This window comes from Micromonospora sp. WMMD558, assembly GCF_049315255.1.
Lineage (GTDB): Bacteria > Actinomycetota > Actinomycetes > Mycobacteriales > Micromonosporaceae > Micromonospora.
In genome coordinates this window covers 4,113,188-4,137,566 of the sequence record NZ_CP186061.1, presented here as the reverse complement: position 1 = coordinate 4,137,566, position 24,379 = coordinate 4,113,188, and the positions used below count along the sequence as shown (strand labels likewise).

The following is a 24,379-nucleotide window of genomic DNA, read 5'->3' as shown; positions in this document are numbered from 1 at the left end:
ACTCACGATCCGGTGGCTGACACCGGGCCCGGCCCGACCCTCCCAGCGAGCGGTGGCCGGTGGCAGGTGGGCCGGCCGGCGGGGCCGTGCGCCGGCCCCGCCCCGGCCGCGACCGGATCAGGTGGTCGGCACGCCGTTGGCCGGCGGTGCCACCGCGGGGGCGGTGTACTCGTTCACCGCCCCGTCGCCCTCGTCGGTCTCGTACGCGGGCCCGAAGTAGGCCTGCACTCCCCCGCTCACCCGGGTGAGCCGGCCCCCGCCGTAGCCGGAGTGGTCGGTGGCGGAGAACCGCAGCGGAGCGAGCCCGGGGCCCTGGTAGCCACCCTTGCGGACGGCCTCGGTCAGCGACTCGCGGGTGAGGTCCCTGCCGGCGGCGAGGAGCACCTGGACGAAGAGGTACCCCACGGCCATGCCGTACACGGTGTTGCCGTCGAACGGCGCGTTCCCGTTGTGGTCCCGGTTCACCTTCGTGAACAGCTGGATCCACGGGTTGGTCGTGTCGTTCTGCATCGGCAGGTAGTTGATGCCGACCATGCCGTCCAGCAGGCCGGCGGCGTCGCCGAGCTGCTTGGCGAGGGTCGGGTGGTCGGCGCCGACGTTGGACACCACCCACTGCGGCCGGAAGCCGAGCCGGGCGGCGGTGCCGATGGACAGGGCGGTGAAGCCCGGCACCGTGGCGAGGACGACCACCTCGCAGCCGGCCGCCTTCAACGCGCCGATCTGGGGCGCCACGTTGGTGTTGCTGACCACGTAGTCCTGGCGGGCCACGACGGGGCCGCCGAGCACCTTCTCCACCCCGGCGAGGCTGTCCCGGCCGAAGTCGTCGTTCTGGCCGAGGAAGCAGACCTTCTTCCCGGGCAGGGTGGTCTTCACGTGGTGGGCGAGGATCTTGCCCTCGACCGTGTAGTCGGGGTTGAAGCCGAACGTGTTCGGGTAGCGGTCGGGCTGGTCCCAGCTGCGGCTGCCGGAGGCGACGAAGAGGTCGGGGACCCGGTTGGTGTGCAGGAAGTCGAGCACGCCGCTGTGGGTCGGGGTGCCGAGGCCGTTGAGGACGGCGAAGACCTTGTCCTGGAGGACGAGCTGGCGGACGACCTGCTGGGTGTTCGCCGGGTTGTACCCGTCGTCCATGACCTTGTAGGTGATCTTGCGACCGTGCACGCCGCCGTTGGCGTTGACGTAGTCGAAGTACGCCTTGGTCGCCGGCGCGATCTTGGAGTAGCCGGCCGAGGCCGGGCCGGTGAGCGGCATGTGGGTGCCGACGACCACCTCGGTGTCGGTGACGCCCGGGACCGGCCCACGGCCGGCGGACCCGCCGTCGTTCCCGCCGCAGGCCGCCGCGCTGAGCAGCAGGGTGATGGAGGTGGCGATCGCGAGACCGCGTCGTGCGATGCGTCGCATGGGGTACCGACCTTTCTCGGCCAGGGTGGATGGTGTGGTGGGTGGATGAGGTGCGCCCGGCCGGGGCCGGACGGGTGGTCAGCGCCGCCCCGCCCGCCACCGGTCCCGCAGGGTGCGGGCGAGGCGGGACAGCAGGCCCTGCACGCCGCCGGGTGCGGCGATCATGACGACGACCAGCGTGCTCCCGAAGATCGCCAGCGGGAGGTTGCCCTCCAGGCGCTGCGCCGCCGCCGGCGAGAGCGTCAGCAGGTCGGTCAGGGTGTGCGTCAGGTCGGGCAGGGCGACCAGCAGGGCAGCGCCCCACAGCGCGCCGGCCAGCCGGCCGAGGCCGCCGATGACGACGGCCATCAGCAGGAACAGCGACAGCGTCAGCGAGAACGCGCCGGGCGAGACGCTCTGCGCGAGCACGGCGAGCAGGGCGCCGCCCAGCCCGGCCCCGGCGGCGCTGACCACGAAGGCGAGGACCTGGGTCCGGGCGACGTGGATCCCGGCGAGGCGGGCCGCGATCTCGTCGTCGCGTACCGCCCGGAAGGTGCGGCCGTACCGGCTGCGGACCAGGTTCGCCAGCAGCACCAGGCAGAGCAGCGTCGCCGACCCGGCGACCCAGAGCTGCCACCGCTCGTACGGGAAGTACGGGCCGAGCGCCGCCGGTGGCGGTGCGACCGGGACGGGCAGCCCCTGCTCGCCGTTGAGGACGCCGTCGAAGGTGACGGTCAGGGCCGGTACCACGACCGCGACCGCCAGGGTGACGCCGGCCAGGTAGGGGCCGCGCAACCGGGCGGCGGCCACGCCCACGACGGCGCCGACCGCGACGCTGGTGGCCACCGCCGCCACCAGGGACACGACCAGCAACCCGCCGCCGGTTCGGCCGCGGTCGGCGAAGGCGTCCTGCGTCAGGGCGACCGTGTACGCGCCGACCGCCATCAGCGCGCCGTGCCCGAGTGAGAGCTGGCCGTTCAGTCCGGTGAGGATGGTCAGCCCGGCGGTCGCGCAGAGGTAGGCGGCGACCGTGGCGAGCTGGAAGTTCCGGAACGGTTCGAGGCCGTAACTGACCGCCAGCAGTGCCGACGCGGCGACGGCCGCGAGCCCGAGGTGGCGCAGCAGGGTCGGGACGCGCCGCCCCTCCGGCCGGCCCTCGGGACGGGGCGCCCGGGTCGCGGGTGGGGCCGCCACCCCGGTGGCGCTCACACCCGCCTCGCGGTGACCGGGGCGAACAGGCCGCCGGGGCGGACCAGTAGCACTGCCAGGAGCAGCACCAGCACCGCGAGGGGGATGAGGTCGCCGCCGGCGTAGCCGCTGACGTACGACAGCAGCAGCCCGACCCCGACGCCGCCGACGATCGCGCCGGGCGGGCTGTCCAGCCCGCCCACCACGGCGGCGGTGAACGCCGAGACGAAGACCAGGTCCATGGCGTGCGGGTGCAGGCCCAGCTCGGTCGGGATGACGAGCATGCCGGCCAGGGCGCCGACACCGGACGCGAGCGCCCAGCCGAGCGTGAGCATGCCGCCGACGTTCACCCCGAGCAGGCGGGAGACCTCGGGAGCGAACGCCGCGGCCCGCATCCGCAGGCCCACCGCGGTCCGGGTGAAGATCCAGGCGAGCGCGGCGCCGACCGTCCCGACGGCGGCGAAGACGAAGACGTCGTACGGCGACAGGACGGCCAGACCGCCGACGGTCAGGGCGCTGCGGCTGAACGGAGCCGCCGCCGGCCGGAACTCGTTGCCGTACACCATGCCGAGGACGGCCTGGATCAGCAGGACCAGCCCGAGCGCGACGATCACCGGGTTGAGCGGCGAGCGGTGGTCGACGAAGCGCATGACGGCGACGTCGACGACCGCGCCGAGGAGCAGGCCGACGGCGAGCGCGGCGACGAACCCGAGCCAGTACGAGCCGGTCGCGGCCGAGACGCTGTAGGCGGCGTACGCGGCGGCGACGGCCATCGCCCCCTGGGCGAAGTTGACGATCCGCGCGGCCCGCCAGATGAGCACCAGGGCCAGCGCGAACGCGGCGTAGACCGCTCCCCTCGACAGGCCGTCGAGGGTGAGGAAGACGAAGCGGTCCAACGGGCCTCCTTGTCGGCGGTGGTCAGAATCCGAGGTACGCGTGGCGCAGGTCGGCGTCGTCGCGGAGCCGGGCGGCCGGCGCGGTGGTGACGACCCGGCCGAGGGACATCACGACGCCGTGGTCGGCGACGCCGAGGGCGCTGCGGACGTTCTGTTCGACGAGCAGCACGGCCAGCCCGGTGCGGTCGCGCAGTTGCCGCAGCAGGGTCATGGTCTGGGCGACCACCCGCGGCGCCAGGCCGAGCGAGGGTTCGTCGAGCAGCAGCAGGCGGGGCCGGCCGACCAGCGCGCGGCCGAGGGCGAGCATCTGCCGTTCGCCGCCGGAGAGTTGGTGGCCGAGGTGCCGCCGGCGCCGGGCCAGCGGCTCGAACAACTGGTAGACCTCGTCGTGGGCGCGGGCTGCGTCCGCCCGGTCCCGCCGCCACAGCCCGCCGAGGCGCAGGTTCTCCTCGACGGTGAGTTCGCCGATCACGCCACGTCCCTCGGGGACGTGCGCCAGGCCGCGCCGGACGAGCTGCTCGACGGGGGTGCCGCGCAGGTCCTCGCCGTCGAGGAGGATCCGACCGGCGGTGGGGCGCAGCATGCCGGAGAGGGCGCGCAGCAGGGTGGTCTTGCCGGCTCCGTTGGCGCCCACGACGGCCACGATGGCGCCGGCCGGCACGCGCAGGTCGACAGCGTGCAGCACCGGCGCCGCCCCGTACCCGGCCACCAGGCCCCGCACGGCGAGCAGGTCGGTGCCGGGCTGCGCACTCGCGGCGGTCATGCCGCCGCCTCGTCGACGGCCGCGCCGAGGTACGCGTCGGCGACGGCCGGGTCGTCGCGGATCGCCTCGGGCGTGCCGGTGGCGACCACCCGGCCGAAGTCCAGGACGACGATCTCGTCGCACACCGACATCACCAGGTCCATGTGGTGTTCCACCAGCAGCACCGCGCACGGGTCGGTGTCGCGGTGGGGCAGCTCCCGGATCAGCTCCGCCAGCTCGGCGATGTCCTCGCCACCGAGGCCGCCGGCGGGCTCGTCGAGCAGGAGCAGCCGGGGGCGGGCGGCGAGCGCGCGGGCCAGGGCGACCCGTTGGCGTACGGCGAACGGCAGGGTCCCGGGTACGGCGTCGGCGTACCCGGCGACGCCGAGCGTGTCGAGGACGGCCAGGGCGTGCCGGCGCAGCCGGCGCTCGTCCCGGTCGCTGCGGGGCAGGCCGAGAAGCGCGGCGAGGAACCCGGCCCGGGCCGCGTGGGAGGCACCGGCCACGACGTTCTCCAGGACGGTGAGCCCGGCGAACAGGCCGGTCCCCTGGAGGGTGCGGGAGATTCCGAGCCGGGTGAGCCGGTGCGGCCGGGGCCGGAACGGACGGCCGTCGAGGGTGAGGCTGCCCTCGTGCGGGCCGACGAAGCCACAGAGGACGTTGAACAGCGTCGTCTTACCGGCTCCGTTCGGACCGATCACGCCGACCACCTGGCCGGGGGCCACCCGCAGCGAGACGTCGTCGAGGGCGGTGAGGCCTCCGAAGCGCACCCCGACGTGGTGCAGCGCAAGCCCTTGCTCCATCGCCCATCCCTCGCATCGGGGTCCCGATTATTACACTGGCAGTGTATGTTTCTCGGCCTGACCGTCAAGCCCGTCGCCGCCAGAAGGCCTCGTGAGGCCAGGAAGTTGCACTGCTAATGCGTCTAGCCGTCATCAGCGACCGGGGCGGAAGAGCCGGTCGGCGACGTGCCGGGGCGGCCGCACACCGGCGACCGCCCCGGAGCACGTTCAGGAGTGCGGACAGGTGTTCCGGTACTCCTCGATGGCGAACCCGGTCGGGCCCGGGCAGAGGAACGGCTCGTAGCGGGTGTCGTTGTCGACGAACCGCTTCAACCACGCCACCATCTGCCGGGCCATGGGCGTGTTGGTCGTCTGCGGGAAGAAGTGGTCCGCGCCGTTGAGCTCCAGGTACGCCTTCTCCGACGAGGACGGGATGCTGGCGTAGAACGGCTCGGAGTGCGAGGAGACCGACGCGATGCTGTCGTACTCGCCGCCGATGATCAGCGTCGGTACGCGCACCTCCGACCAGGTCTTGTCCAGGTTCCACGGGGCGAGCGGCACCGCGGCCTGCAACGACGGCCGGTCCGCCGCGGCCTCCAGGCTGCCGCCGCCGCCCATCGAGTGCCCGGCCACCGCGAGCCGGGTGGCGTCGATCCGGCCCCGCACCGAACTGCGCTCAGTGAGCCAGTCCAGCGCCGCGAGCAGTTGGGCGCCCCGGCTGGCCGGCTGGTCGAAGCGGCTGTTGGTCTCGATGCCGACGACCACGAAGCCGTGCGAGGCGATCCGCGGCCCGAGCCAACTGAGGCTGGACCACGAGGCGGTGTAGCCGGGCGAGATGGCGATCGCCCCGAAGGTGCCCTCGCTGGTGCTGGTCGGGTAGTAGACGACCCCGCCGCCGAAGCCGCTGACGCTCAGCGACGAGACGCTGAACGACGAGGTGGCGAAGGGGCCGCGGCTGGCCTCCAGGATCGCGGTGGTCGGCGCCGGGCCGCGCTCGTACGGGTTCTCGGCGGCCTGCGCGCCGGCCGGGACGGCCAGGGCACCACCGACGGCGAGGACGGCCGCGACGGCCACCCTCGTCAGGGCGGACACGGAGGTACGGGTACGGGTGGTGGTGGGTGATCGCACGTCGGGTACTCCCTGCTGAGGGTTGGAGTGTTATCGACGTACGTCAGTCTTTGGCCTGGTCGCCGACGCCACATCGGCAAAATCACCGGTCCCCGGGGGGACGGCGCCGGGCAGGCCGGGACGCTCGGGGTGGCCGGTGGCCGGCCGCCCCGGACCGCTGGTCCGGACTACCTCAGCGGATCAGGCGGAGGCCGGTGAGCGTCCGGTCGTGTGCCGGGAACGCCTCCGCCGTGCGCGGTGCGTAGATCCACGTGCGCAGCGAGTCGGCGGCGGTGTCCACCTCCACCAGCCGGACCGGGTTGGTCCGTCGGGAGTGGAACGCCTGGAGGAACGAGTGGATCCGGTTGCCGTGCACGCCGGTGTCGACCCGGTACGCGGCGCTGCCGGTGTGACCGGAGAAGACGAGGCGGACGTTCGGGTAGCGCGAGATCAGGTTGTCGAACAGGTACTGCGGGCTGGTGGACCCGTGGGCCGGGCTGCGCCCGATCGTGCCGTCGGCCTCCAGGTAGTGGTGCGTGACGACGACGACGTTGTGCCTCGGGTTGGCGGCGACGACGTTCCGGGCCCAGGCGACCGCCGCCCGGCGCGGCCACGGCTCCAGGGTCAGCACCAGCCACCGCACGCCGCCGGCCTCGTAGGTCGCGTACGCGTTGTCGACCTTGCCGGCCTCGAACTGGCCCCGGACGGCGCCGAAGCGGTCCGCGGTGAAGTACCGGTTGAACACCGTGGTGTCGCGCAGCAACGGCCCGGCGGGGCTGCGCCGCTTGCCGTCCGGGCCGTAGACCTGGCCGTCGTGGTTGCCGACCGCGAGGGAGTACGGCAGCCGGGCCCTCTCCAGCGGTCGCAGCGCGTCCCGGGCGCGGGTGTACTGCACGTGGTCGGGGGTGTCGAAGTTGACCACGTCGCCGATGTGGGTGACGAACCGCAGGTCCAACGCGGAGCGGTTGGCGACCAGCCAGTCGGAGCGTTGCCGGAACCGGGGGTCGTCCGCTCTCAGCACCTCCTCCTGGGTGTCCGGCACGACCGCGAACCCGAACCGGGTGTCGGCGGCGGCCCGGAGGGTGCCGGTCGGCAGCGTGGACGGTGGCGACTCGACCGCGTTGGCGACGCCCGCGAGGCCGCCCGCCGTCAGCACCACGACGGCCGCCACGATGGTCCGCGTTATCCGCATCGGACACCTCCCACCAGGTCACCGGCGGTCGCCGGCTCCCGGGGATGCTACGGCAGGCCGCCGGCCGCACCCCGGAACCCCGCCATGACCGTGCGTGGTGGGCGTGTCCACGAAGAGTAGTCAGGTTTCGCGGCGGCCCGCCGCTACCGACCGGCGGGAATGAGGTCCGGCGCGAACCGGAACGAGACGGCCTCCATCAGCGGCTTCCGCTTGGTGTTCTGGAAGGCGGCGATCCGCCAGCCGCCGTCGGCGGTGCGGACGAGCACGTAGGTCTGCACCTTGGTCAGTTTGCCCGGGCGGTCGCCCTTGTAGATCTCGCCGCGACCGGTGACCACGGCGGTGTCCGGCCCGAAGAACCGGAGGTCGAGGATCTCGTCGGCGAGCTTCGTTCCCTTGACGAACCTGGTGAACAGCGCCCGGTGGCTCGCCACGATGTCACGCCGCCCCCGGTAGTGCGTGCCGACCCAGGTGACGTACGTGGCGTCCTCGGTGAAGAGCCGCCCGTACGCCTCGGCGTCCTGCCGGTTCCACGCGTCCACCAGCGCGCCGATGACGGAGGTGACGGCGGTACGGTCGTCAGGCATGATCCCTCCAAGGTGTCTGCACAGAAACAGTATCTGCGCGCATGCAGATAATAGGAGGAGGTCCATCGGCATGGCAAGGCAGTCCTGGGACGAGCGGCACGCCATCTTCCGGCGGTACCTCGACGCGGTCGGCCTGCACGGGATGGCCGGGGCCGAAGCGGCCGGGCTGCACCCGTCGGAGTGGCACGCGCTCAGCGTCATCACGTTGGAGGGACCGCTCACGTCCGGCGACCTGTCCACCCGGATCGGGCTGACCACCGGCGCCACCACCCGCCTCATCGACCGGCTGGAACGCGCCGGCTACGCCCGCCGCACGGCGGACCCCACCGACCGCCGAAAGGTGGTCGTGGCGCCCGTCCCCGAAGCCCTCGGGCGCATCGACGAGGTCGTGAGCCCGGCGCGCGAACGGATCGCCGAGGTGCTCACCGCGTACACGCCGGAGCAGCTCGACGTCCTGTTCGACTACTTCGAGCGGGCCGCACCCGCGTTCCGCGCCGCCACCCGGCAGATCCGTACCCGGCCCCGCCGCTGACCTCCGACCGCCGGACGGATCAGTGGCCGCGGTAGAGCGCCTCGACGTCCGACCGGAAGCGCTCCTCGACGACGCCGCGCTTGATCTTCAGGGTCGGGGTCAGTTCGCCGTCGGCCTCGGTGAAGTCGCGCGGCAGGATGGCGAAGGTCTTGACCTGCTCGGCCCGGGACACGGTCTGGTTGGCCTGGTCGACCGCCTCCTGGATCTCGCCGCGCAGCGCGGGGTCGTCCCGCAGGTCGGCGACCGAGGCGTCCGGCCGGCCGTGGGCGGACCGCCACCGCGGCCACGCCTGCGCATCGATGGTGACCAGCGCGGCCACGTACGGTCGATCGTCGCCGACGAGCATGCACTGGCTGACCAGCGGATGGGCGCGGACGGCCTCCTCGATCGGCGCGGGTGCGATGTTCTTGCCGGCCGCCGTCACGATGATCTCCTTCTTGCGGCCGGTGAGCCGGAGGAAGCCGTCGGGGTCGAGGCTGCCGAGGTCACCGGTGCGAAGCCACCCGTCCGGCGTGAAGGTGTCCCGGGTGGCGTCCGGGTTGTTCCAGTACCCCGGGAACACCACGTCGCCGTGCGCCAGCACCTCGCCGTCGTCGGCGACCCGGATCTCCACGCCGGGCAGCGGTCGGCCGACGGTGCCGATCCGCTGCGCCGACGGCAGGTTCGCCGTGAGGGCGGGCGACGTCTCGGTGAGGCCGTACCCCTCCAGGACCTGGATTCCCGCACCCCGGAAGAAGTGCCCCACCCGCTCGCCGAGGGGTGCGCCGCCGACGATCGCCGTCCGACACCGCCCGCCGAGCGCCGCCCGCAGCTTCCGATACGCCAGCAGGTCGAACACGGCCCGGGCCAGCCGCAGCAGCGGGTTCGGCCCGCGCGGCCGGTCGAGGGCCCGGCTGTACCGCACCGCCACCCGGTCGGCGAGGGCGAACAGCCGGCCGCGCCGCGCGTCCTCGGCCTTCTGCCGGGCCCGGTTGTACATCTTCTCGAAGACGCGCGGCACCGCCAGGATGAACGTCGGCCGGTGCCGGCGCAGCTGCTCCAGCACCCCGGCGACGTCGGCGCTGTGCACCATGGTCGCGCGACTCTGCACCACCCCCACCTGGATCAACCGGGCGAACATGTGCGCCAGCGGCAGGAACAGCACCGTCGACGCCCCGGGGTACAGCAGCCGCGACAGCGCCGCGACCGCGGCGGTCACGTCGCAGTGGATGTTGCGGTGCGTCAGCACGCAACCCTTCGGGCGCCCCGTCGTGCCGCTGGTGTAGACGATCGTGGCGACGTCACCGCCGGTCACCCGCTTGCGCCGGTCGTCGATCCGCGTGTCGTCGACGGTGCGCCCCTGGCCGGCGAGGGCGATCAGGTCACCGGCGTCGATCTGCCACACGTCACGCAGCGCCGGAAGGCCGTGCCGCAGGGCGGCGACCATCTCCCCGTGGCTCGCCGACTCCACCACGGCGCCCATCGCGCCCGAATCCGACAGGATCCAACCGACCTGGTCCGAGCTGGCCGTCTCGTACACCGGCACCGGCACCGCCCCGATCGCCCACAGGGCGTAGTCGACCAGGGTCCACTCGTACCGGGTACGGCTCATCAGCACGATCCGGTCACCGTGGCCCACGCCGGCGGCAACGAAACCGCGCGCCAGCGTGAGGACGTCGTCCCGGAACTGCTCGCACGTCACCGGCAGGTCGCCACCCTGCACCGACCGCGGCGCGGGCCACGCGCGCGACACCGGCGCGGGGCGTACGAACTGCACCGCCTGCGGAGCCTCCCGGGCGTTGACCCACACACGCTCCGCCAGCCCCGGCACCACCGCCCCGACGTCCAGCGGCGCGACAGCGACGTCCTGCACGTCGACCCCCCACCAGCTGCGCTCCCGGCACACCGGACACGGCAGCCGGCCGTACGGTCATGCTGCCGCCGCCACCGGCCCGGGCGGCGGCTATCGGCGAAACCCGCCCCGGCCACGGGGACGCGTGGTAGAAGGCCCCACCGGCCCGAGCTCAGATCGCGACCGCCGCCGACACCTTCCACTCGCCGTCGACCGGGACCAGGGTGAGCACCACCCGGTTCTGGTCGACCTTCTCCCCGGCCGTGGTGACGTTGCGCCGGTACTGGTTGAGGTACACCAGCAGCTCGACCCGGGCCGGGCCGGCCGTGACCACGCCGGCCGAGGACACCTCCGCCAGCACGACCGCCTGCTGCTTCACAGCCGTCTGCTGCAACGCGGCGGTGGTCCGCGCGTACTCGTCGGCGAAGGGCCCGGTGACGAAGCCGCGGCCGTTCGCCACGCTCTCGTCGAACGTGCGGTGGTCGTACGAGAAGATCGCCTTCGCCGCGGCCGGGGCGACCGCCAGGGCCTGCCTCGCGGCGGTGTCGGTGCGGGTGCCGGCACGGTCCCGCTGCCAGCCGACGGCGGCGGTGCCGGCGGCCAGCGCGATCGCCACCGCCAGCGCCGGCACCAGGGACAGGCGGCGGCCCCGGCGCCACGGCCGGAGATTCCGGATGCGCATATGTCCTCCCAAGGTCGGCGCCGGTGTCACCCGACGAACTGCAGACGGGACACCAGCCACTGACCCGAGCCCCGGTCGTGGACCAGGTCCAGCTGGATCCGGTAGTGCGCCGCCCGGCCGGCGGGCGCCTTCGCGTTCTTGACGGTGGCGTCCACGGCGACCAGCACGACCGCCCGGCGGCGGTCACCGGTGACCAGGCCGGCCCGCAACACGGAACCCCGCGACTCGACCTTGTTCTCCACCACCGCCGTCCGGACCTGCGCCTGGCCCCGGGTGAACTCGTCCTTGAACTCGCCGGTCGCCCCGTCCACAATCCGCTGGAGGTCGCGGTCCACACTGGCCGCGCTCACCGACACGAAGTCGACGCTGGTCTGCTTGGCGGCGGCGAGCGCGCCCTGGCGGGCCTCCTCCAGCGCCCGGTGCCCGTACCAGCGGTGGCCGTACAGGCCGGCGAGGGCGAGGGACCCGGCGAGCAGGGCGACGAGCAGCCCGACCAGGAGGCGACGGCGGCCGGGACCCGCGGACGCCGGGGCCAAGTCGCCCGCCGCCGCGGGATCGTCGCCGGGCGCGTCGGCCGCCTCGAGCCGGTCCTCGACCCGCTCCGGATCGGCGGGCCCGGTCGGGACGCCGCCGACCGCCGCGTCCTCGGCCGGCTCCTGGTCGATTCGCTCGAGCACGTCCTCGATCGGCGTCCGCACCGACCGCAGGACCACCCGGCGCTGGGCGGGCCGCCCGGCCGCACCGGACCTGCTTCCCTTGATCACCTTCAGCGTGCGGTCCCTCCGGGTCGGCACGGCAACCTCCTTCGATCGGTCCGTCACGGGGTCACCCCGGCGAGCAGCAGGTGCTTCCACGACTGGTCCCCCGCCATCCGGTACTGGCCGCCGGCCGCGCCGAACTGCAACGGCCGCCCGTCGCTGCCGAGCACCAGCCCGGTCGCCGGGTCGAATCCCGCCGCGTACGCGGGCGGCGGGGCGGCGGGGGCCGGAGCCGGCCGGCCGCCCGCCCGTGGCGCGTTGGCCGACCCGCGTACGCCCGCCCCGGCCGCCCGGTCCTTCGCGCTGCACTGCCGGCCGCCGTCGCCGTACCGGCAGGGCGGCGGGTCGTTCGCGTTGAGCACCAGGCCGAGGTGGGCGGTGCCGTCGCCCGGCGTGACCGTGAAGCCGCCCGAGACGGTGATCGGGTAGACGACCAGCAGGTGCTCGATGTTCGGCAGCCGTCGGGCGGCGATGCCGTTGACGGTGACGAGGTTTCCGAGCAGCGTGCCGACGGTCGGTTCCAGTCCCCGCAGCAGCGCGGTGACCTCGGTGGCGGCGGGCGGTCCGACGGCGAGCAGCCGGCGCAGGTCGGGATCGGCGGCCCGGACGGTGGCGGCGAGCGCCGCCAGGTCGGCGGCCCAGCGGCGCAGGGCCTCCGCCGACTCGGCCTGGGTCTGGAGGACGGTCCGGCCGTCGCGGATCAGCGCGAGGGTCTCCGGCAGCGCGGCGGTGGCGTCGGCGAGCAGCGCGTCGCCGGCGTCGAGGAGCCGCGCCAGCGCCGCCTCGTTGCCCTCGAACGCGGTGCCGAGTTCCGTGATCACCACGGCCAGGTCCTCGGGGCCGACCGACCGGACCAGCGCGTCCAGGTTCGTCAGGAGCACCTCGGGCGGCAGCGGCACGCCGGTCCGGTCGGCCGGGATCACCGCCCCGTCGCGCAGGTACGGCCCGCCGTCGCGCTCCGGCCGCAGGTCGACGTACTGCTCTCCGACGGCGGAGCGCTGGGCGACCACCGCACGGAGGTCGTCGGGGATCCGTACGCCGCGGTCGATCCGCAGGTCGGCGCGGACACCGCCGTCGCGCAGCTCGACGGCGGTGACCCGGCCGACGGGAACACCCCGGTAGGTGACCGGTGCGTGGGGGAAGATCCCCCCGGCCCGGACGAGGTCGAGGTGGACGCGGTACCCACCGCCCAGCAGCGTGTCACCGAGCCCGACGTAGCGCAGGCCCACGTAGGCGACGCCGAGCAGGCTGACCACCACGAACGCGAGCACCTTGAGCCGGGTCGACCGTCCGATCACGGCAGCAGCCCCCCTCCGAGGACGTCCGGCAGGTCGCCGACCTGGCCGAGGATCTCGCCGGTGACCGGGAGCAGGCAGTCGGCGGTGAGGACGGTTCCGGCGGGCAGTTCCGTCCCTTCGGGAAACGCCGTTCCGGCCGGCACCAGTCCCTTGGGGAGGACCAGCCCGCCGACGGGCACCGGCGAACCCGGCTTGAGCAGCGTGCAGCCCTCGGGCAGCAGGCACTTCGCCGACGGGACCCAGGTCGCCGGGAAGTTGTCCGGGTCGGGCAGGCACTCGGTCAGGGGCAGGTCGAGGTTCCCCGTGCCGCCGGGCTTCGGCACGGGGACGCCGCCCGGGGGGCGTGGTGCAGCCGGCTGGCCCGGCCGGGCGGCCGGGCGGGCGGGCGGCGGGGCCGCCGCCACCAGGTTGGCCAGGATGCCGGCCGCGTCCAGGTCGGCGGTCACGGCCAGGTTGACGAAGTCCCCGACGATCGCGCCGGTGACGTTCGGCGGGAACGGGTACGACAGCATGAAGTCGAGGGACTTCGGCAGGTCGTCGCCGGCGCGCACCAGCTGTTCCAGGATCGGTTTCAGGGCCTTCAGACTGGCCACGGTGTCCGCGCGGCTGCTCTCGACCACCCGGGTGCCGACCCGCCCGAGGTCGCCGAGCGCGGTGAGGACGCCGGTGAGCTGGGCCCGCTGCTCCTCCAGCACGGTCAGGCCGGGGGCCAGCGAGTCGACTGCGGCACCGATCACCTGCTGCTGGCGGGCCAGCCGGCCGGTCAGCCGGTCGAGCGCCTCGACGGCCCGGACGATGTCGGTCTTCTGCCGCTCCAGGCCGCCGATGAAGGTGTCGAGCTGCCGCAGCGCGTCCCGCACCGCCGGCTCCCGCCCGTCGAGGGCCGTGGCGAGTTCCTGGTTGATGGTGCGCAACTGGGCCAGGCCGCCACCGTTGAGCAGCAGGCCGAGGGCGGCGAGCACCTCCTCGACCTCGACGCCCCGGGTGGTGCGGGACAGCGGGATGACATCGCCGTCGGCGAGGGCACCGGTGGCGGGCGGGCCGGACGGCGGGGCCACCGTCACGTACTTCTCCCCCAGCAGGCTGCTCTGCCGGACGGCGGCGGTGGCGTTGGCCGGGAGTCGGACGTCGGCGTCGAGGCGGAGAACGACCTGCGCGGTCCAGCCGGACAGCGAGATCCTCTCGACGCTGCCCACCGTGACGTCATCCACCTTCACGGCCGCCTGGGGCACCAGGTCCAGCACGTCGCGGAACTCGGCGGTGACGCGGTAGCCGCGGCCGTCGGGCGCTCCGCCGGGCAGCGGCAGTTCGGTCACCTCGGGCAACCCGCAGCCGGCGGGCAGCAGTGCCACGGCCAGGGTGGCGGCCAGGGTGCGGCGCATCCGGCGGGTCATGCCGGCCCCCGCAGGATGCCGCCGAGGGTGAGGTCGGGGCCGCCCGGCGCGGGCGACGGCACCGCCGCGCCGGGCGCCACCGGTGAGGGTGTGGCCGGTGGCGCCGGGCGGGTCGCGCCGGGCGGCAGCTTGAGCAGCTTCCGGAGCTGATCGGTCATCGGAAGCTTGCGGGCGTGCAGGGTCTGCGCGAGGGCGGTGCACGTCGCGGGCACCGTCGCGGGCGTCTGGTCGACCAGGAGGGAACAGACGAAGCTGGCGGGATCGTAGGGACCGAGGACGTTGTCCCGGGTGTCCAGCGTTCCGGACCGGGGGTTGTAGGCCAGCGCCAGGTTGTTCAGCGCGAGCGGGGCGACGTCGAGGATGTCGATGACGGCCTGCTGTTGGCGGACCAGCACGCCGGTGACGTCCGCCAGGGCGGCGACGTCGGCGGTCAGCAGGTCGCGGTTCTGCCGGACGAAGGTGGTGACGTCGGCGAGCGCGGTCGCCAGGTTGCGCAACGCGGCGGCGAGCTCGTCCCGCTCGCCGGCCAGTTGCGCGGCCACCTCGGCCAGTTGCCGGTTGAACGCCCGGACCTGCTGGTCGCTGCGGGCCAGGGCGGTGGTGAAGCGTTGCAGGTTGGCCACCGAGCCGAAGAGGTCCTGCCGCCCGTCGGCGAGCGTGGTCAACGCCTGGGAGAGCCCGTCGAGGGTGTCGTGCAGCTCGTCGCCGTTGCCCTCCAGGTTGGCACGGCCGGTGGCGACGAGATCGGACAGGGCGCCGTCGGCGTTGGCGCCCCGCGGACCGAGCGCACGGTTGAAGTCGTCGAGCGCCCGGTAGATGTCGTCGATCTCCATCGGGGTGGCGGTGCGCTCGACGGGTATCTCGGCGCCGTCGGCGAGCACGGCGCCGCCGGCGTACGCGGGGGTGAGCTGCACGTAGCGGTCGCTGACCACGCTGGGCGGCACGACCACGGCCTGCGCGCCGGCCGGCACCTGCACCTCCCGGTCGTAGCGCATGGTCACCCGGACCGTGCGGCCCTGCGGTCGCACCTCGACCACCTCGCCGACGCGGACGCCGAGCACCCGCACGTCGGAACCCGGGTGCACGCCGACCGTGCCGGTGAACTGGGCGACGAGCCGGCGGGGCGGCGTACCGGGACGCAGCACCGCGACGGCGGCGGCCACGGTGACCAGCACGGTCGCGGCGGCGACCGGCCGGCGCCAGCGGCGTACGGTGTCGGGCATCAGCGTCCTCCCGTCGTGGGCTGGAACGGCTGGACGAGCCCCTGCACGTACGAGTCGAACCACCGTCCGTTGCCGACCACGTTGGCGAAGGCGCTGACGAACGGCGCCATCCGCTGGACGGTCAGTTCGAGGTCGTCCCGGTTGCGTTGCAGGATGGCGACCACGTCCCGCAGCTGGCGCAGGGCCGGACCGAGCTGGGCCTGGTTGTCGGCGACCAGACCGGACAGCTGGGTGGCCAGGTCGTTGGTGCCGACGAGCAGCTCGTGGATGGCGTCCCGGCGGCGCCGCACCTCCGCCAGGAGCGCCTCGCCGTCGGTGACCAGCGCGCGGAACTCCTCGTCCCGGGTCGCGAGCACGTCGGTGACCGTCCGGGCGCGGGCCAGCAGCGAGCGCAGTTCGGCGTCGCGGTCGGCGACGGTACGGGAGAGCCGGGACAGCCCGACCAGCGAGGCGTTGACCGTGCCGGGGGTGTCGGCGAACGTCTCCGACAGGGTGGCGAAGGCGGCGGCGAGCTGGTCAGTGTCGATCGTGTCGAGGGTGTCGGCGAGGCCGGTGACGGCCTGCACCACGTCGAACGGCGCGGCGGTGCGCTCGAGGGGGATCTGCGCGCCCTCGGGCAGCCGTCCCCCGCCGTCGGGCGCCAGCGCCAGGTACTTCTGCCCCAGCACCGTCTTGATCCGGATCGTCGCCGCGGTCCGGTCGCCGAGGCGTACGCCGTCGTCGTCGACACGGAAGCGGACCCGCACGTACGGGCGGGTGTCCCGGGCCAGTTCCACGGCGGTGACCTTGCCGACGCGCACGCCGGCGACGCGGACCTCGTTGCCCACCGCCAGCCCACTGGCGTCGGTGAACGCCGCCTGGTAGGCGCGCCCGGTCAGCGCCGCGAGCCGGTCCAGCTGGAAGGCGCCGAGCAGGGTGGCGCCGACCAACGCGAGGCCGACGGCGCCCACGGCGACGGGATTGCGTTCCCGGAACGGTCTCATCGGCTGCCTCCGGTCGCGCACCGGGCGGCCGGGGCGCTGAACGTCACGGGATTCAGGGTCTGCCCGCCGGCCGTGACCCGGCCGTCGAAGTCACAGAGGTAGAAGTTGAACCACGACCCGTACGAGGCGACCCGGGTCAGCGACTGGTACCGGTCGGGGAGCCGGCCGAGGGTGCCGTCGATGACGGCCGCGTTGCGGTTGAGGGTGCCGGCGAGCGTGTCGAGGGCCCGGATGTCGGCCGCCAGGGGTGGTCGCGCGTCCTCCAGCAGCGCCGACGTGGCGGTGGTGAGGTCGCCGATGCTGACCAGCGCCTCGCCGATCGCGGTCCGGTCGGCCGACAGTCCCGAGACGAACTGCTGCAGCTGCCGGATCGCCTGGTCGAGTTCGCGGTCGCGGGTGGCGAGGGTGCCGAGGACGGTGTTGAGGTTGGTGACGACCCGGCCGATGACGGCGTCCCGGTCGGCGAGCGTGTTGGTCAGCGACGCGGTGCGGTCCAGCAGGCTCGTGACGGTGCCGCCCTCCCCCTGGAGCACCTGGATGATCTCGTGGGCGAGCTTGTTGACGTCCTGCGGGTCGAGCGCGGTGAACAGTGGACGGAACCCGTTGAACAGCACGGTCAGGTCCAGCGCGGGAGTGGTCTGCCCGATCGGGATGAGCCCGCCGGGTCGCAGCGGCCGGCGGTCGCCGGGGCCCTCGGTCAGCGCCAGGTAGCGCTGGCCGACCAGGTTGCGGTAGCGGATCTTGGCGCGGACGCCGGTGGCCAGCGGAACGTCGTCGCGGACGGTGAAGGACACCTCGGCGACGGTGTTGTCGACCACCCGGATGCCGCGGACCTGTCCGACCCGGACGCCCGCGATACGCACGTCGTCGCCGGGCAGCAGCCCGGTGGCGTCGGTGAACCGGGCGCGGTAGGTGGGGCCGCCGGCCGGGAACGCGCCGAGGGTCTGCGCGAGCAGGGCGGTGAGCAGCAGCGTCACGGCGGCGAAGAGGCTCAGCTTGAGCAGCGAGGCGGTGGTCTTCCCGGTCATCGCGTGTTCACCACCGCGCCGCGCAGCAGCGGACCCCACAGCAGGACCGCGATGTCGGGCACCTCCACCGGCGGGGTGCCGGTGACGGCGCCGACGATGGGGCCGACGAGGTCCTGCTCCTCCGTCGTGCCGGCGCGTCCCATCTCGACCGGAGCGGCCGGGGCGGCGGCGCCCGGAGCCGGTACGCCGACCGGCAGGAGCGGGCGGGGACGGTCGCCGGAGTAGTCGTACCCGTCGTCGATCGGCACCTCGGGGGCGGGCGTCCCCGGTCGGGGCAGCCCGTGGCAGTCCGGTCCGCCGCCGGCGCCGTAGACCGGCTCGTCGCGCCCGCGCTCGTACTTGCCGCCGTCCCGGGTGACCTCCAGGGTGATGCGCATCCGCCCGCCCGCGAACACCTCCTCGACCCGCGGTTGCAGGGCGACCAGCCCTCGCATCAGGCACGGGTACTCGGGGGCGTATGCGGCGAGCAGTTCCAGGACCGGCCGGCTGACCTGGCCGAGCCGGATGAGCTGGTCGCCGTGCCGGTCGAGGAACCCCCGGGTGACGTCGGCGGTGCCGGTGGTCCCGGCCAGGAACGCCGCGAGCTGGCCGCGCTGGTCGGTGACGGTACGGGCGGTGACGGTCACGTCCCGCAGCAGCGCCAGCAGGTCGGGCAGCGCCGCGTCGTACCCGTCGAGGACGACGGCGAGCGTCCGGATGTCCTCCTCGATGGTGGGCAGGGCGGGGTTGAGCTGCTTCAGGTAGGCGGCGAGCCGGTCGAGGTTCGCGCCGAGCTGCTCGCCGCGGCCGTCGAGGGCGGCGGCCAGCGCGCCGAGCGTCACGGCCAGCTGGTCGGGGCGGACGGCCTGGAGCAGGGGCAGCGCCTCGTCGAGGACCCGTTCCAGCTCGACGGCGGTACGGCTGCGGTCCTGGGTGATGACGGCGCCGTCGCGGATCGGTCCGGCGCTGGTCGCCTCGGGCGGAACCAGCTCGACGTACCGCTCGCCGAAGAGCGTCTTCGGCAGCAGGCGGGCGGTCACGTCGGCGGGGATCCGCCGGGTCAGGGCCGGGTCGAGCGCCAACCGCAGGGTGGCCCCGCCGCCGTCGCTGCGCACGGAACGCACGTCGCCGACGACGACGCCGCGTACCTTGACGTCGGCGCCGTCGCTGAGCTGCAACCCGGCGCGGTCGGTGTGCAGGGTGACCCAGGCGACCGGCGTGAAGGCCCGGTGGTAGTGGAGGACGGAGGCGGTCAGCGCCGCGGTCAGCACGGCGATGAAGACGACGCCGAGGATGCGATTCTTCATGGTCACCCCGCGATCCGGACGGTGGTGGTCGCGCCCCAGATGGCCAGCGACAGGAAGAAGTCCACGATGTTGACGGCCACGATGGCCAGGCGGACGGCGCGGCCGACGGCGATGCCCACGCCGGCCGGCCCGCCGCTGGCGGTGTAGCCGTAGTAGCAGTGGACCAGGACGACGATCACGCTGAAGACCAGCACCTTGCCGAAGGACCACAGCACGTCCCCGGGCGGCAGGAACAGGTGGAAGTAGTAGTCGTACGTGCCGGCCGACTGCCCGAAGTAGGACACCGCGATGGTCCGGGTGGCGAGGTAGCTGGAGAGCAGCCCGATCACGTACAGCGGGACGACCGCGATGAACCCGGCGATCATCCGGGTGGTGACCAGGAACGGCAGCGAGGGCACCGCCATCACCTCCAGCGCGTCGACCTCCTCGGAGATGCGCATCGCGCCGAGCTGTGCGGTGAACCCGCAGCCCACCGTCGCCGACAGGGCCAGCGCCGCCACCAGGGGCGAGATCTCCCGGGTGTTGAAGTACGCGGAAATGAAGCCGGTGAAGGCGCTGCTGCCGATCTGGTTGAGCGCCTGGTAGCCCTGGAGTCCCACCTCGGTGCCGGTGAAGAAGGTGAGGAAGCAGATGACGCCCACCGTCCCACCGAGCACCGCCAGCGCCCCGGTACCGAAGCTGACCTCGGCGAGGAGGCGGACGACCTCCCGCTTGTACCGGCGTACGGTGCGCGGCGTCCAGGCGAACGCCCGCACGTAGAAGGCGAGCTGCCCGCCGAGGTCGTCGAGGTGTCGCAGCGCCGGCACGTCAGCTCCCCTTCTGCGGTACGACCTGGAAGTACACGGCGGTGACCACGAAGTTCAGGGCGAACAGCGCCATGAACGTGAGCACGACGCTCTGGTTCACCGCGTCGCCGACGCCCTTCGGGCCGCCCTTGGCGGTCATTCCCTTGTAGGAGGCGATCAGCGCGGCGGCGGCGCCGAACAGCAGCGCCTTCACCTCGCCCACCAGCAGGTCGGGCAGTTGTCCGAGGGCCTGGAAGCTGGCCAGGTACGCGCCCGGCGTGCCGCCCTGCATGACCACGTTGAACAGGTAGCCGCCGCTGACCCCGACGACGCTGACCAGGCCGTTGAGCAGCACGGCCACCAGCATCGAGGCGAGCACGCGCGGCACCACCAGCCGGTGGATCGGGTCGATGCCGAGCACCTGCATCGCGTCGAGCTCCTCCCGGATGCGGCGGGAGCCGAGGTCGGCGCAGATCGCGGAGCCACCGGCGCCGGCGATCACCAGCGCGGTCACGATCGGCCCGGCCTCGCGGACGACGGCCAGGACCGACGCGGCGCCGGTGAAGGACTGCGCGCCGAGCTGGCGTACCAGGGAGCCGAGCTGGAGCGCGATCACCGCGCCGAACGGGATCGAGACGAGCGCCGCCGGCAGGATCGACACCGAGCTGATGAACCAGGCCTGCTGGACGAACTCGCGGACCTGCACGGGTCGCCGGCCCAGTCCCCGGAGGGTGTCCAGGCAGAAGGCGAAGAAGTGGCCGGTCTCGCGCAGGACCGCCGTGCCGCTCATCCGGGCGCCCCGTCGCGGGTGAGGACCGGCGGTTCGAGGCTCGGCCGGCCGTCCGGCCCGGCGAAGGAGCCGGGCGGCGGGACGACACCGTGGTCGCGGCACCACTGGCCGGGTGGTCGTTCGGCTCGCCGCCGCCGCCCGTCGGACGGTTGGAGCTGCGGCGGGATGGGTGGCAGCGGCGGCAGCTCGGCACCGGCCTGCGCCTCGGCCCGCAACTCCTCGGCGTCCTTCTCCTCGGCCATGCCGATCGGGCCGATCCGCTGGGCGTTGAGGAACTGCCGCACCACCGGCTCGGTGCTGGACAGCAGCATCTCCCGGGGCCCGAACATGGCCAGGTGACCGTGGTAGATCAGGCCGATGTTGTCCGGGACCGTCCGGGCGGTGTTGATGTCGTGGGTGACGATCAGGAACGTCGCCTCGGTCCGCTGGTTGAGGTCGATGATGAGCTGGTTCAGGTAGGCGGTGCGGACCGGGTCGAGCCCGGAGTCGGGTTCGTCGAAGAGCACGATCTGCGGGTCGAGGACGAGCGCCCGGGCCAGCCCGGCCCGCTTGCGCATCCCGCCGGAGATCTCCCCCGGCAGCTTCTTCTCGGCGCCGACCAGGCCCACCATGTCGAGCTTCTCGGTGACCACCGTCCGGATCTCCGACTCCGACCGGCGGGTGTGCTCGCGCAGCGGGAAGGCCACGTTGTCGTAGATGGTCATCGAGCCGAACAGCGCGCCGTCCTGGAACAGGACGCCGAACAGCTTCCGCACCTCGTACAGCTCGCGCTCCGGCAGCCGGGGCAGGTTGCGGCCCTCGATCAGGATGTCCCCCCGGTCGGGCCGGAGCAGCCCCACCAGGGTCTTGAGGAACACCGACTTCCCGGTGCCGGACGGGCCGAGCAGCACCGAGATCTCGCCGGCCGGCAGGGTCAGGCTGATGTCCGACCAGACCGGCTGACCACCGAAGGACTTCGTCAGTCCCCGTACGGCCACTTCGACGCCCACGTCGCCTCCCCACCTCGCTACTGGAGACATCGCGGCCGTCGGCCCGAACGCAACAACTACTTTGCGCAGCCATGCGGCCACCCTGGTCGGGCTAGGCAAACCGGGCCGGGCTCGATAGCGTGCCGGTTAACTCGCCGGTAACAGAGGTGTCTTCCAATCCGATGACGACGACGACCGAGCCCGAGGCCGAGCTCGTCCGCCGGGCGGCCCGCCGTGACAGCGCCGCCGTCGCGGCGTTGCTCGCCGGCCTCCGCCCGGGGCTGGTGCGCTACTGCCGGGCCCGGCTGGGCCGCATCGGCGGGGCGTACACCACCGCGGACGACGTCGCCCAGGAGATCTGCCTCGCGGTGCTGCGGGCCCTGCCGAACTACCGGGATCAGGGGCGGCCGTTCTCGGCGTTCGTCTACGCCATCGCCGCGCACAAGGTCGCCGACGCCCACCGCGCCGCCGTACGCGCCGCCACCGTCACGGCCGACGACGCGCCACCGGAGCACCCGGACGCGGATCCGGGCCCGGAGCAGCGGGCGGTCGCCACCGACCTGGCCCGCCGGCTGTCCGAGCTGCTCGACCGGCTGCCCGAGATGCAGCGCGAGATCGTCCTCCTCCGGGTCGCGGTCGGGCTCTCCGCCGACGAGGTGGGCACGATCGTCGGGATGACGGCGGCGGCGGTACGGATGGCCCAGTCCCGGGCGCTGGCCCGCCTCCGTACCCTGGCAGGCGACGCGTTTGGCGAGGTGGCGGCATGAGCGGGCGGACGCCGGAGAGCGGCGGCGAGATCGACCTGGCGGCGATCGCCCGGGACGACGAGCTGCTCGACGCGCTCGGCCGCGGTGACCCGGCGCCGGAGGGGGACGACCTCGCCACCATGCTGGCCGCCTGGCGTGACGACCTCGGCGACGCGGTCGACGAGCAGCCGGTCCGCCCCGCGGTGCCCGCGCTCCCGCCGGCGTCGCCCCGACGGGTACGGCTCGGACGGCCGCTCGTCCGGGTCGCGGCCGCCGCCGTCGTGCTCGCCGGCGTCGTCACCGGGCTCGGGATCGGCAGCCGCGAGGCGGGGCCGAGCAGTCCGTTGTGGGCGCTGACCCAGGTGCTGCACCCGGAGCGGGCCGAGGTCCGGCTGATCGAGGACACGATCCGGCAGGCCCGGTCCGCCCTCGCCGCCGGCCGCCCGGACGAGGCACGGAACCTGCTCGACGAGGCACGGCGGCGCCTCGCGTCGGTCGACGACCCGTCCACCGCCCGCCGCCTCGCCGCGGAGATCGACGCGCTGCGCCCCGCGCCGGCCGGCACGGTGCCGACGCCCGCGGCCCCCGGCCCGTCGCCCACGCCGACCACGACGTCGCCGTCGCCCCCGGGCGGCACCGGACCGCAGGCACCGACGTCGACGCCGCCGCCGTCGCCACGGCCGTCCTCGTCGCCGCTGGTCGTGGTGCCGTTGCCCGAACTGCCGGTCCTGCCGGACCTGAGTGCGGATCCGGCCGAGTCGTCGCTGCCCGGGCTGCCGCTGCCCACCCTGGACCTCCTCGGTTAGGGCCGGGGGTCGACGTCCTCGGTCGAGGGCCTCGCCAACCGACCCTGGGCCCCTCCACATCGCACGCACCGCACCCGTCCATCATCGACGCTCCGTGACGATCAGCGACGTGGCGCAACCCCGGCCGACGGCGCCGGCGGCGGCCTGCCCACCCCCGCCAGAACGCTCTTGACCTGCGCATTGTCGGGTCTTGACACTTGGTGGCCACGCGTGCGGGTGATATGACTTGAGTACCGGCCACCAACGACGCGAGCCGTCACATCCCGTTACCGCGCGAGCCGACCCTTCGGAGCAGGCCGAGCGGCGGCGGATCCGGCGGGAGGAGCCGCGGTGCCGAAGATGCGGATCTGGCGTAACCGACAGCCGTTCCAGAACGCGGTCGTCGTCACCGCTCCCGTGTGCGGCGTCCTGATGATCACCCTGGAGGTCCGCCCACCGTCGGTGGAGGTGGCCATGCCGGGGCCGGTTCGCCTGGGCTGGGAGCTCGGGCTGGTCGTGGCCGGGCTGGTCGGGCTCGCCGGGCTGCTGTGGCCGGGCCGGTGTTCCACCGCTCTGGGCATCGAACTGGCGTCGATGCTGATGCTCGGCACCCTCGCGGGCATGTACGCGGTCTCGCTGGCGGCGTTCTCCGGCCGGATGGCCGTCGCGGCCGCGTCGTTCGTCACCGCGGTGGCGATCGGGTCGTGGTGGCGGTCGGCGGAGATCGTGCGTGACCTCCGTGCCCTGGCCCGGCCGCGGCAACCTTATCCCGGCAACACCTTCGGCAGGCTCCCGTGACACCCTCGCCCGCGACCAACGCCGCTCCCCACTGGGTGCAGATCGTGCTGTCGGTCCTCGGCGTCCTCGGTGGTGCCGGCGGCCTGGCCGCCATCGCCGCCGTGATGGTGCAGCGCGGCAAGTTCCGGGCCGAGGCGGCGGACATGCTCACCGACACCGCCCTGACGCTGGTGCAGCCGATGCGCGCGCGGGTGACCGAACTGGAGGCGGAGGCACAGTCCGCACGGGAACTGCTGCGGGCGTCCGACGAACGGGCCCGCCGGCTCCAGCTGACGGTGGCCGAACTCCGCGCGATGCTCGACCGCTGGTACGCGCTGATCTTCGCGCCGGACGCGACCATCCGTGCCATCCGGTACGCGGTCCGCGAGGACCGGCGCAAGCTCGACCGGTAGCGACGGCCCGGCGGACGGCACCGCCGGCGCGGGTGTCGTGGCGGCGCGGCTCAGCCCTGTCGGGCCTTCTGTCGCGGATCGGCCTTGTTGATGACGTAGACCCGACCGCGACGGCGCACCACGATCGAGTTCATCTTCCTCGTCAACGAACGCAGCGAGCTGCGGACCTTCATCGTGGTCCACCCCTTCCCGGCGGCTGCCGACACTCCGGCCGCGTGGCGTGCTGCGGCCG

26 protein-coding genes are annotated in these 24,379 nt (G+C 73.7%); 5 read left to right on the top strand and 21 right to left on the bottom strand.

Annotated features, from left to right (window positions below; all coding sequences use genetic code 11):
• Positions 1–117: 117 nt before the first annotated feature.
• The 8 genes from ACN26Y_RS19740 to ACN26Y_RS19705 all read right to left on the bottom strand — a co-directional run bounded on the left by ACN26Y_RS19740 (position 118) and on the right by ACN26Y_RS19705 (position 7,868).
• Entirely contained in the window at positions 118–1,398 is a 1,281-nt protein-coding gene (locus ACN26Y_RS19740) for an ABC transporter substrate-binding protein (RefSeq protein ID WP_155331704.1), read from the bottom strand.
• 78 nt (positions 1,399–1,476) lie between these two features.
• Positions 1,477–2,586 (bottom strand): branched-chain amino acid ABC transporter permease, encoded by a 1,110-nt coding sequence (locus tag ACN26Y_RS19735; protein ID WP_155331703.1) that lies wholly within the window; start codon positions 2,584–2,586, stop codon positions 1,477–1,479.
• Positions 2,583–3,461: a branched-chain amino acid ABC transporter permease gene (locus tag ACN26Y_RS19730; protein WP_155331702.1), complete on the bottom strand. Its 879-nt coding sequence runs from the start codon at positions 3,459–3,461 to the stop codon at positions 2,583–2,585. Before ACN26Y_RS19730 ends, ACN26Y_RS19735 begins: the two co-directional genes overlap by 4 nt.
• Before the next feature lie 22 nt (positions 3,462–3,483).
• Positions 3,484–4,224: an ABC transporter ATP-binding protein gene (locus ACN26Y_RS19725; protein ID WP_422733233.1), complete on the bottom strand. Its 741-nt coding sequence runs from the start codon at positions 4,222–4,224 to the stop codon at positions 3,484–3,486.
• Entirely contained in the window at positions 4,221–5,006 is a 786-nt protein-coding gene (locus ACN26Y_RS19720; protein WP_155331700.1) for an ABC transporter ATP-binding protein, read from the bottom strand. The genes ACN26Y_RS19725 and ACN26Y_RS19720 overlap by 4 nt, the downstream gene beginning before the upstream one ends.
• Before the next feature lie 207 nt (positions 5,007–5,213).
• On the bottom strand, positions 5,214–6,113 hold the full coding sequence (locus tag ACN26Y_RS19715; RefSeq protein ID WP_155331699.1) for an alpha/beta hydrolase family protein: 900 nt from the start codon (positions 6,111–6,113) through the stop codon (positions 5,214–5,216).
• A 172-nt stretch (positions 6,114–6,285) separates the two neighbouring features.
• The gene (locus tag ACN26Y_RS19710) at positions 6,286–7,284 is read right to left on the bottom strand and encodes a metallophosphoesterase (protein ID WP_155331698.1); all 999 of its coding nucleotides are present in this window, start codon (positions 7,282–7,284) and stop codon (positions 6,286–6,288) included.
• A gap of 143 nt (positions 7,285–7,427) precedes the next feature.
• On the bottom strand, positions 7,428–7,868 hold the full coding sequence (locus ACN26Y_RS19705) for an SgcJ/EcaC family oxidoreductase (RefSeq protein ID WP_155331697.1): 441 nt from the start codon (positions 7,866–7,868) through the stop codon (positions 7,428–7,430).
• Positions 7,869–7,938: 70 nt separating this feature from the next.
• On the opposite strand from ACN26Y_RS19705, the gene ACN26Y_RS19700 reads away from it, so the two are divergent.
• On the top strand, positions 7,939–8,400 hold the full coding sequence (locus ACN26Y_RS19700) for a MarR family winged helix-turn-helix transcriptional regulator (RefSeq protein WP_155331696.1): 462 nt from the start codon (positions 7,939–7,941) through the stop codon (positions 8,398–8,400).
• Positions 8,401–8,419: 19 nt separating this feature from the next.
• Here ACN26Y_RS19700 and ACN26Y_RS19695 read toward each other — a convergent pair whose 3' ends face one another.
• From ACN26Y_RS19695 to ACN26Y_RS19640, 12 genes are all read right to left on the bottom strand, one after another.
• Complete coding sequence (locus ACN26Y_RS19695; protein WP_155331695.1) at positions 8,420–10,252, bottom strand: AMP-dependent synthetase/ligase; 1,833 nt, start codon at positions 10,250–10,252, stop codon at positions 8,420–8,422.
• 151 nt (positions 10,253–10,403) lie between these two features.
• Positions 10,404–10,913 carry a hypothetical protein gene (locus ACN26Y_RS19690; protein WP_155331694.1) on the bottom strand — a complete coding sequence of 170 codons (510 nt, stop codon included), beginning with the start codon at positions 10,911–10,913 and terminating at the stop codon, positions 10,404–10,406.
• A 26-nt stretch (positions 10,914–10,939) separates the two neighbouring features.
• Positions 10,940–11,707 (bottom strand): hypothetical protein, encoded by a 768-nt coding sequence (locus ACN26Y_RS19685; protein WP_155331693.1) that lies wholly within the window; start codon positions 11,705–11,707, stop codon positions 10,940–10,942.
• 23 nt (positions 11,708–11,730) lie between these two features.
• Positions 11,731–12,969: an MlaD family protein gene (locus tag ACN26Y_RS19680; RefSeq protein WP_422733232.1), complete on the bottom strand. Its 1,239-nt coding sequence runs from the start codon at positions 12,967–12,969 to the stop codon at positions 11,731–11,733.
• Positions 12,966–14,363 (bottom strand): MCE family protein, encoded by a 1,398-nt coding sequence (locus ACN26Y_RS19675; RefSeq protein WP_422733231.1) that lies wholly within the window; start codon positions 14,361–14,363, stop codon positions 12,966–12,968. Before ACN26Y_RS19675 ends, ACN26Y_RS19680 begins: the two co-directional genes overlap by 4 nt.
• Entirely contained in the window at positions 14,360–15,586 is a 1,227-nt protein-coding gene (locus ACN26Y_RS19670; RefSeq protein WP_155331690.1) for an MCE family protein, read from the bottom strand. The genes ACN26Y_RS19675 and ACN26Y_RS19670 overlap by 4 nt, the downstream gene beginning before the upstream one ends.
• A complete protein-coding gene (locus ACN26Y_RS19665) occupies positions 15,586–16,569 on the bottom strand; it encodes an MCE family protein (RefSeq protein WP_155331689.1) in 984 nt (327 codons plus the stop codon). The genes ACN26Y_RS19670 and ACN26Y_RS19665 overlap by 1 nt, the downstream gene beginning before the upstream one ends.
• A complete protein-coding gene (locus tag ACN26Y_RS19660) occupies positions 16,566–17,597 on the bottom strand; it encodes an MCE family protein (RefSeq protein ID WP_155331688.1) in 1,032 nt (343 codons plus the stop codon). The genes ACN26Y_RS19665 and ACN26Y_RS19660 overlap by 4 nt, the downstream gene beginning before the upstream one ends.
• A complete protein-coding gene (locus ACN26Y_RS19655) occupies positions 17,594–18,883 on the bottom strand; it encodes an MCE family protein (protein WP_422734953.1) in 1,290 nt (429 codons plus the stop codon). The genes ACN26Y_RS19660 and ACN26Y_RS19655 overlap by 4 nt, the downstream gene beginning before the upstream one ends.
• A gap of 2 nt (positions 18,884–18,885) precedes the next feature.
• Positions 18,886–19,680 (bottom strand): MlaE family ABC transporter permease, encoded by a 795-nt coding sequence (locus ACN26Y_RS19650; RefSeq protein ID WP_196255924.1) that lies wholly within the window; start codon positions 19,678–19,680, stop codon positions 18,886–18,888.
• A gap of 10 nt (positions 19,681–19,690) precedes the next feature.
• Positions 19,691–20,458: an MlaE family ABC transporter permease gene (locus ACN26Y_RS19645; RefSeq protein ID WP_155331686.1), complete on the bottom strand. Its 768-nt coding sequence runs from the start codon at positions 20,456–20,458 to the stop codon at positions 19,691–19,693.
• Positions 20,455–21,447 carry an ABC transporter ATP-binding protein gene (locus tag ACN26Y_RS19640; RefSeq protein ID WP_155331685.1) on the bottom strand — a complete coding sequence of 331 codons (993 nt, stop codon included), beginning with the start codon at positions 21,445–21,447 and terminating at the stop codon, positions 20,455–20,457. The genes ACN26Y_RS19645 and ACN26Y_RS19640 overlap by 4 nt, the downstream gene beginning before the upstream one ends.
• A 161-nt stretch (positions 21,448–21,608) precedes the next feature.
• On the opposite strand from ACN26Y_RS19640, the gene shbA reads away from it, so the two are divergent.
• The 4 genes from shbA (at position 21,609) to ACN26Y_RS19620 (ending at position 24,147) form a co-directional block, all read left to right on the top strand.
• Complete coding sequence (gene shbA, locus ACN26Y_RS19635) at positions 21,609–22,193, top strand: RNA polymerase sigma factor ShbA (RefSeq protein WP_155331684.1); 585 nt, start codon at positions 21,609–21,611, stop codon at positions 22,191–22,193.
• Positions 22,190–22,978, top strand: a complete 789-nt coding sequence (locus ACN26Y_RS19630) for an anti-sigma-D factor RsdA (RefSeq protein WP_422733230.1) — start codon at positions 22,190–22,192, stop codon at positions 22,976–22,978. Before shbA ends, ACN26Y_RS19630 begins: the two co-directional genes overlap by 4 nt.
• 330 nt (positions 22,979–23,308) lie before the next feature.
• Entirely contained in the window at positions 23,309–23,755 is a 447-nt protein-coding gene (locus ACN26Y_RS19625; RefSeq protein WP_422733229.1) for a hypothetical protein, read from the top strand.
• A gap of 44 nt (positions 23,756–23,799) precedes the next feature.
• Positions 23,800–24,147 (top strand): hypothetical protein, encoded by a 348-nt coding sequence (locus ACN26Y_RS19620; protein ID WP_155334181.1) that lies wholly within the window; start codon positions 23,800–23,802, stop codon positions 24,145–24,147.
• Positions 24,148–24,197: 50 nt separating this feature from the next.
• Here ACN26Y_RS19620 and rpmJ read toward each other — a convergent pair whose 3' ends face one another.
• Positions 24,198–24,320, bottom strand: a complete 123-nt coding sequence (rpmJ, locus tag ACN26Y_RS19615; protein ID WP_155331681.1) for a 50S ribosomal protein L36 — start codon at positions 24,318–24,320, stop codon at positions 24,198–24,200.
• Positions 24,321–24,379: the final 59 nt, after the last annotated feature.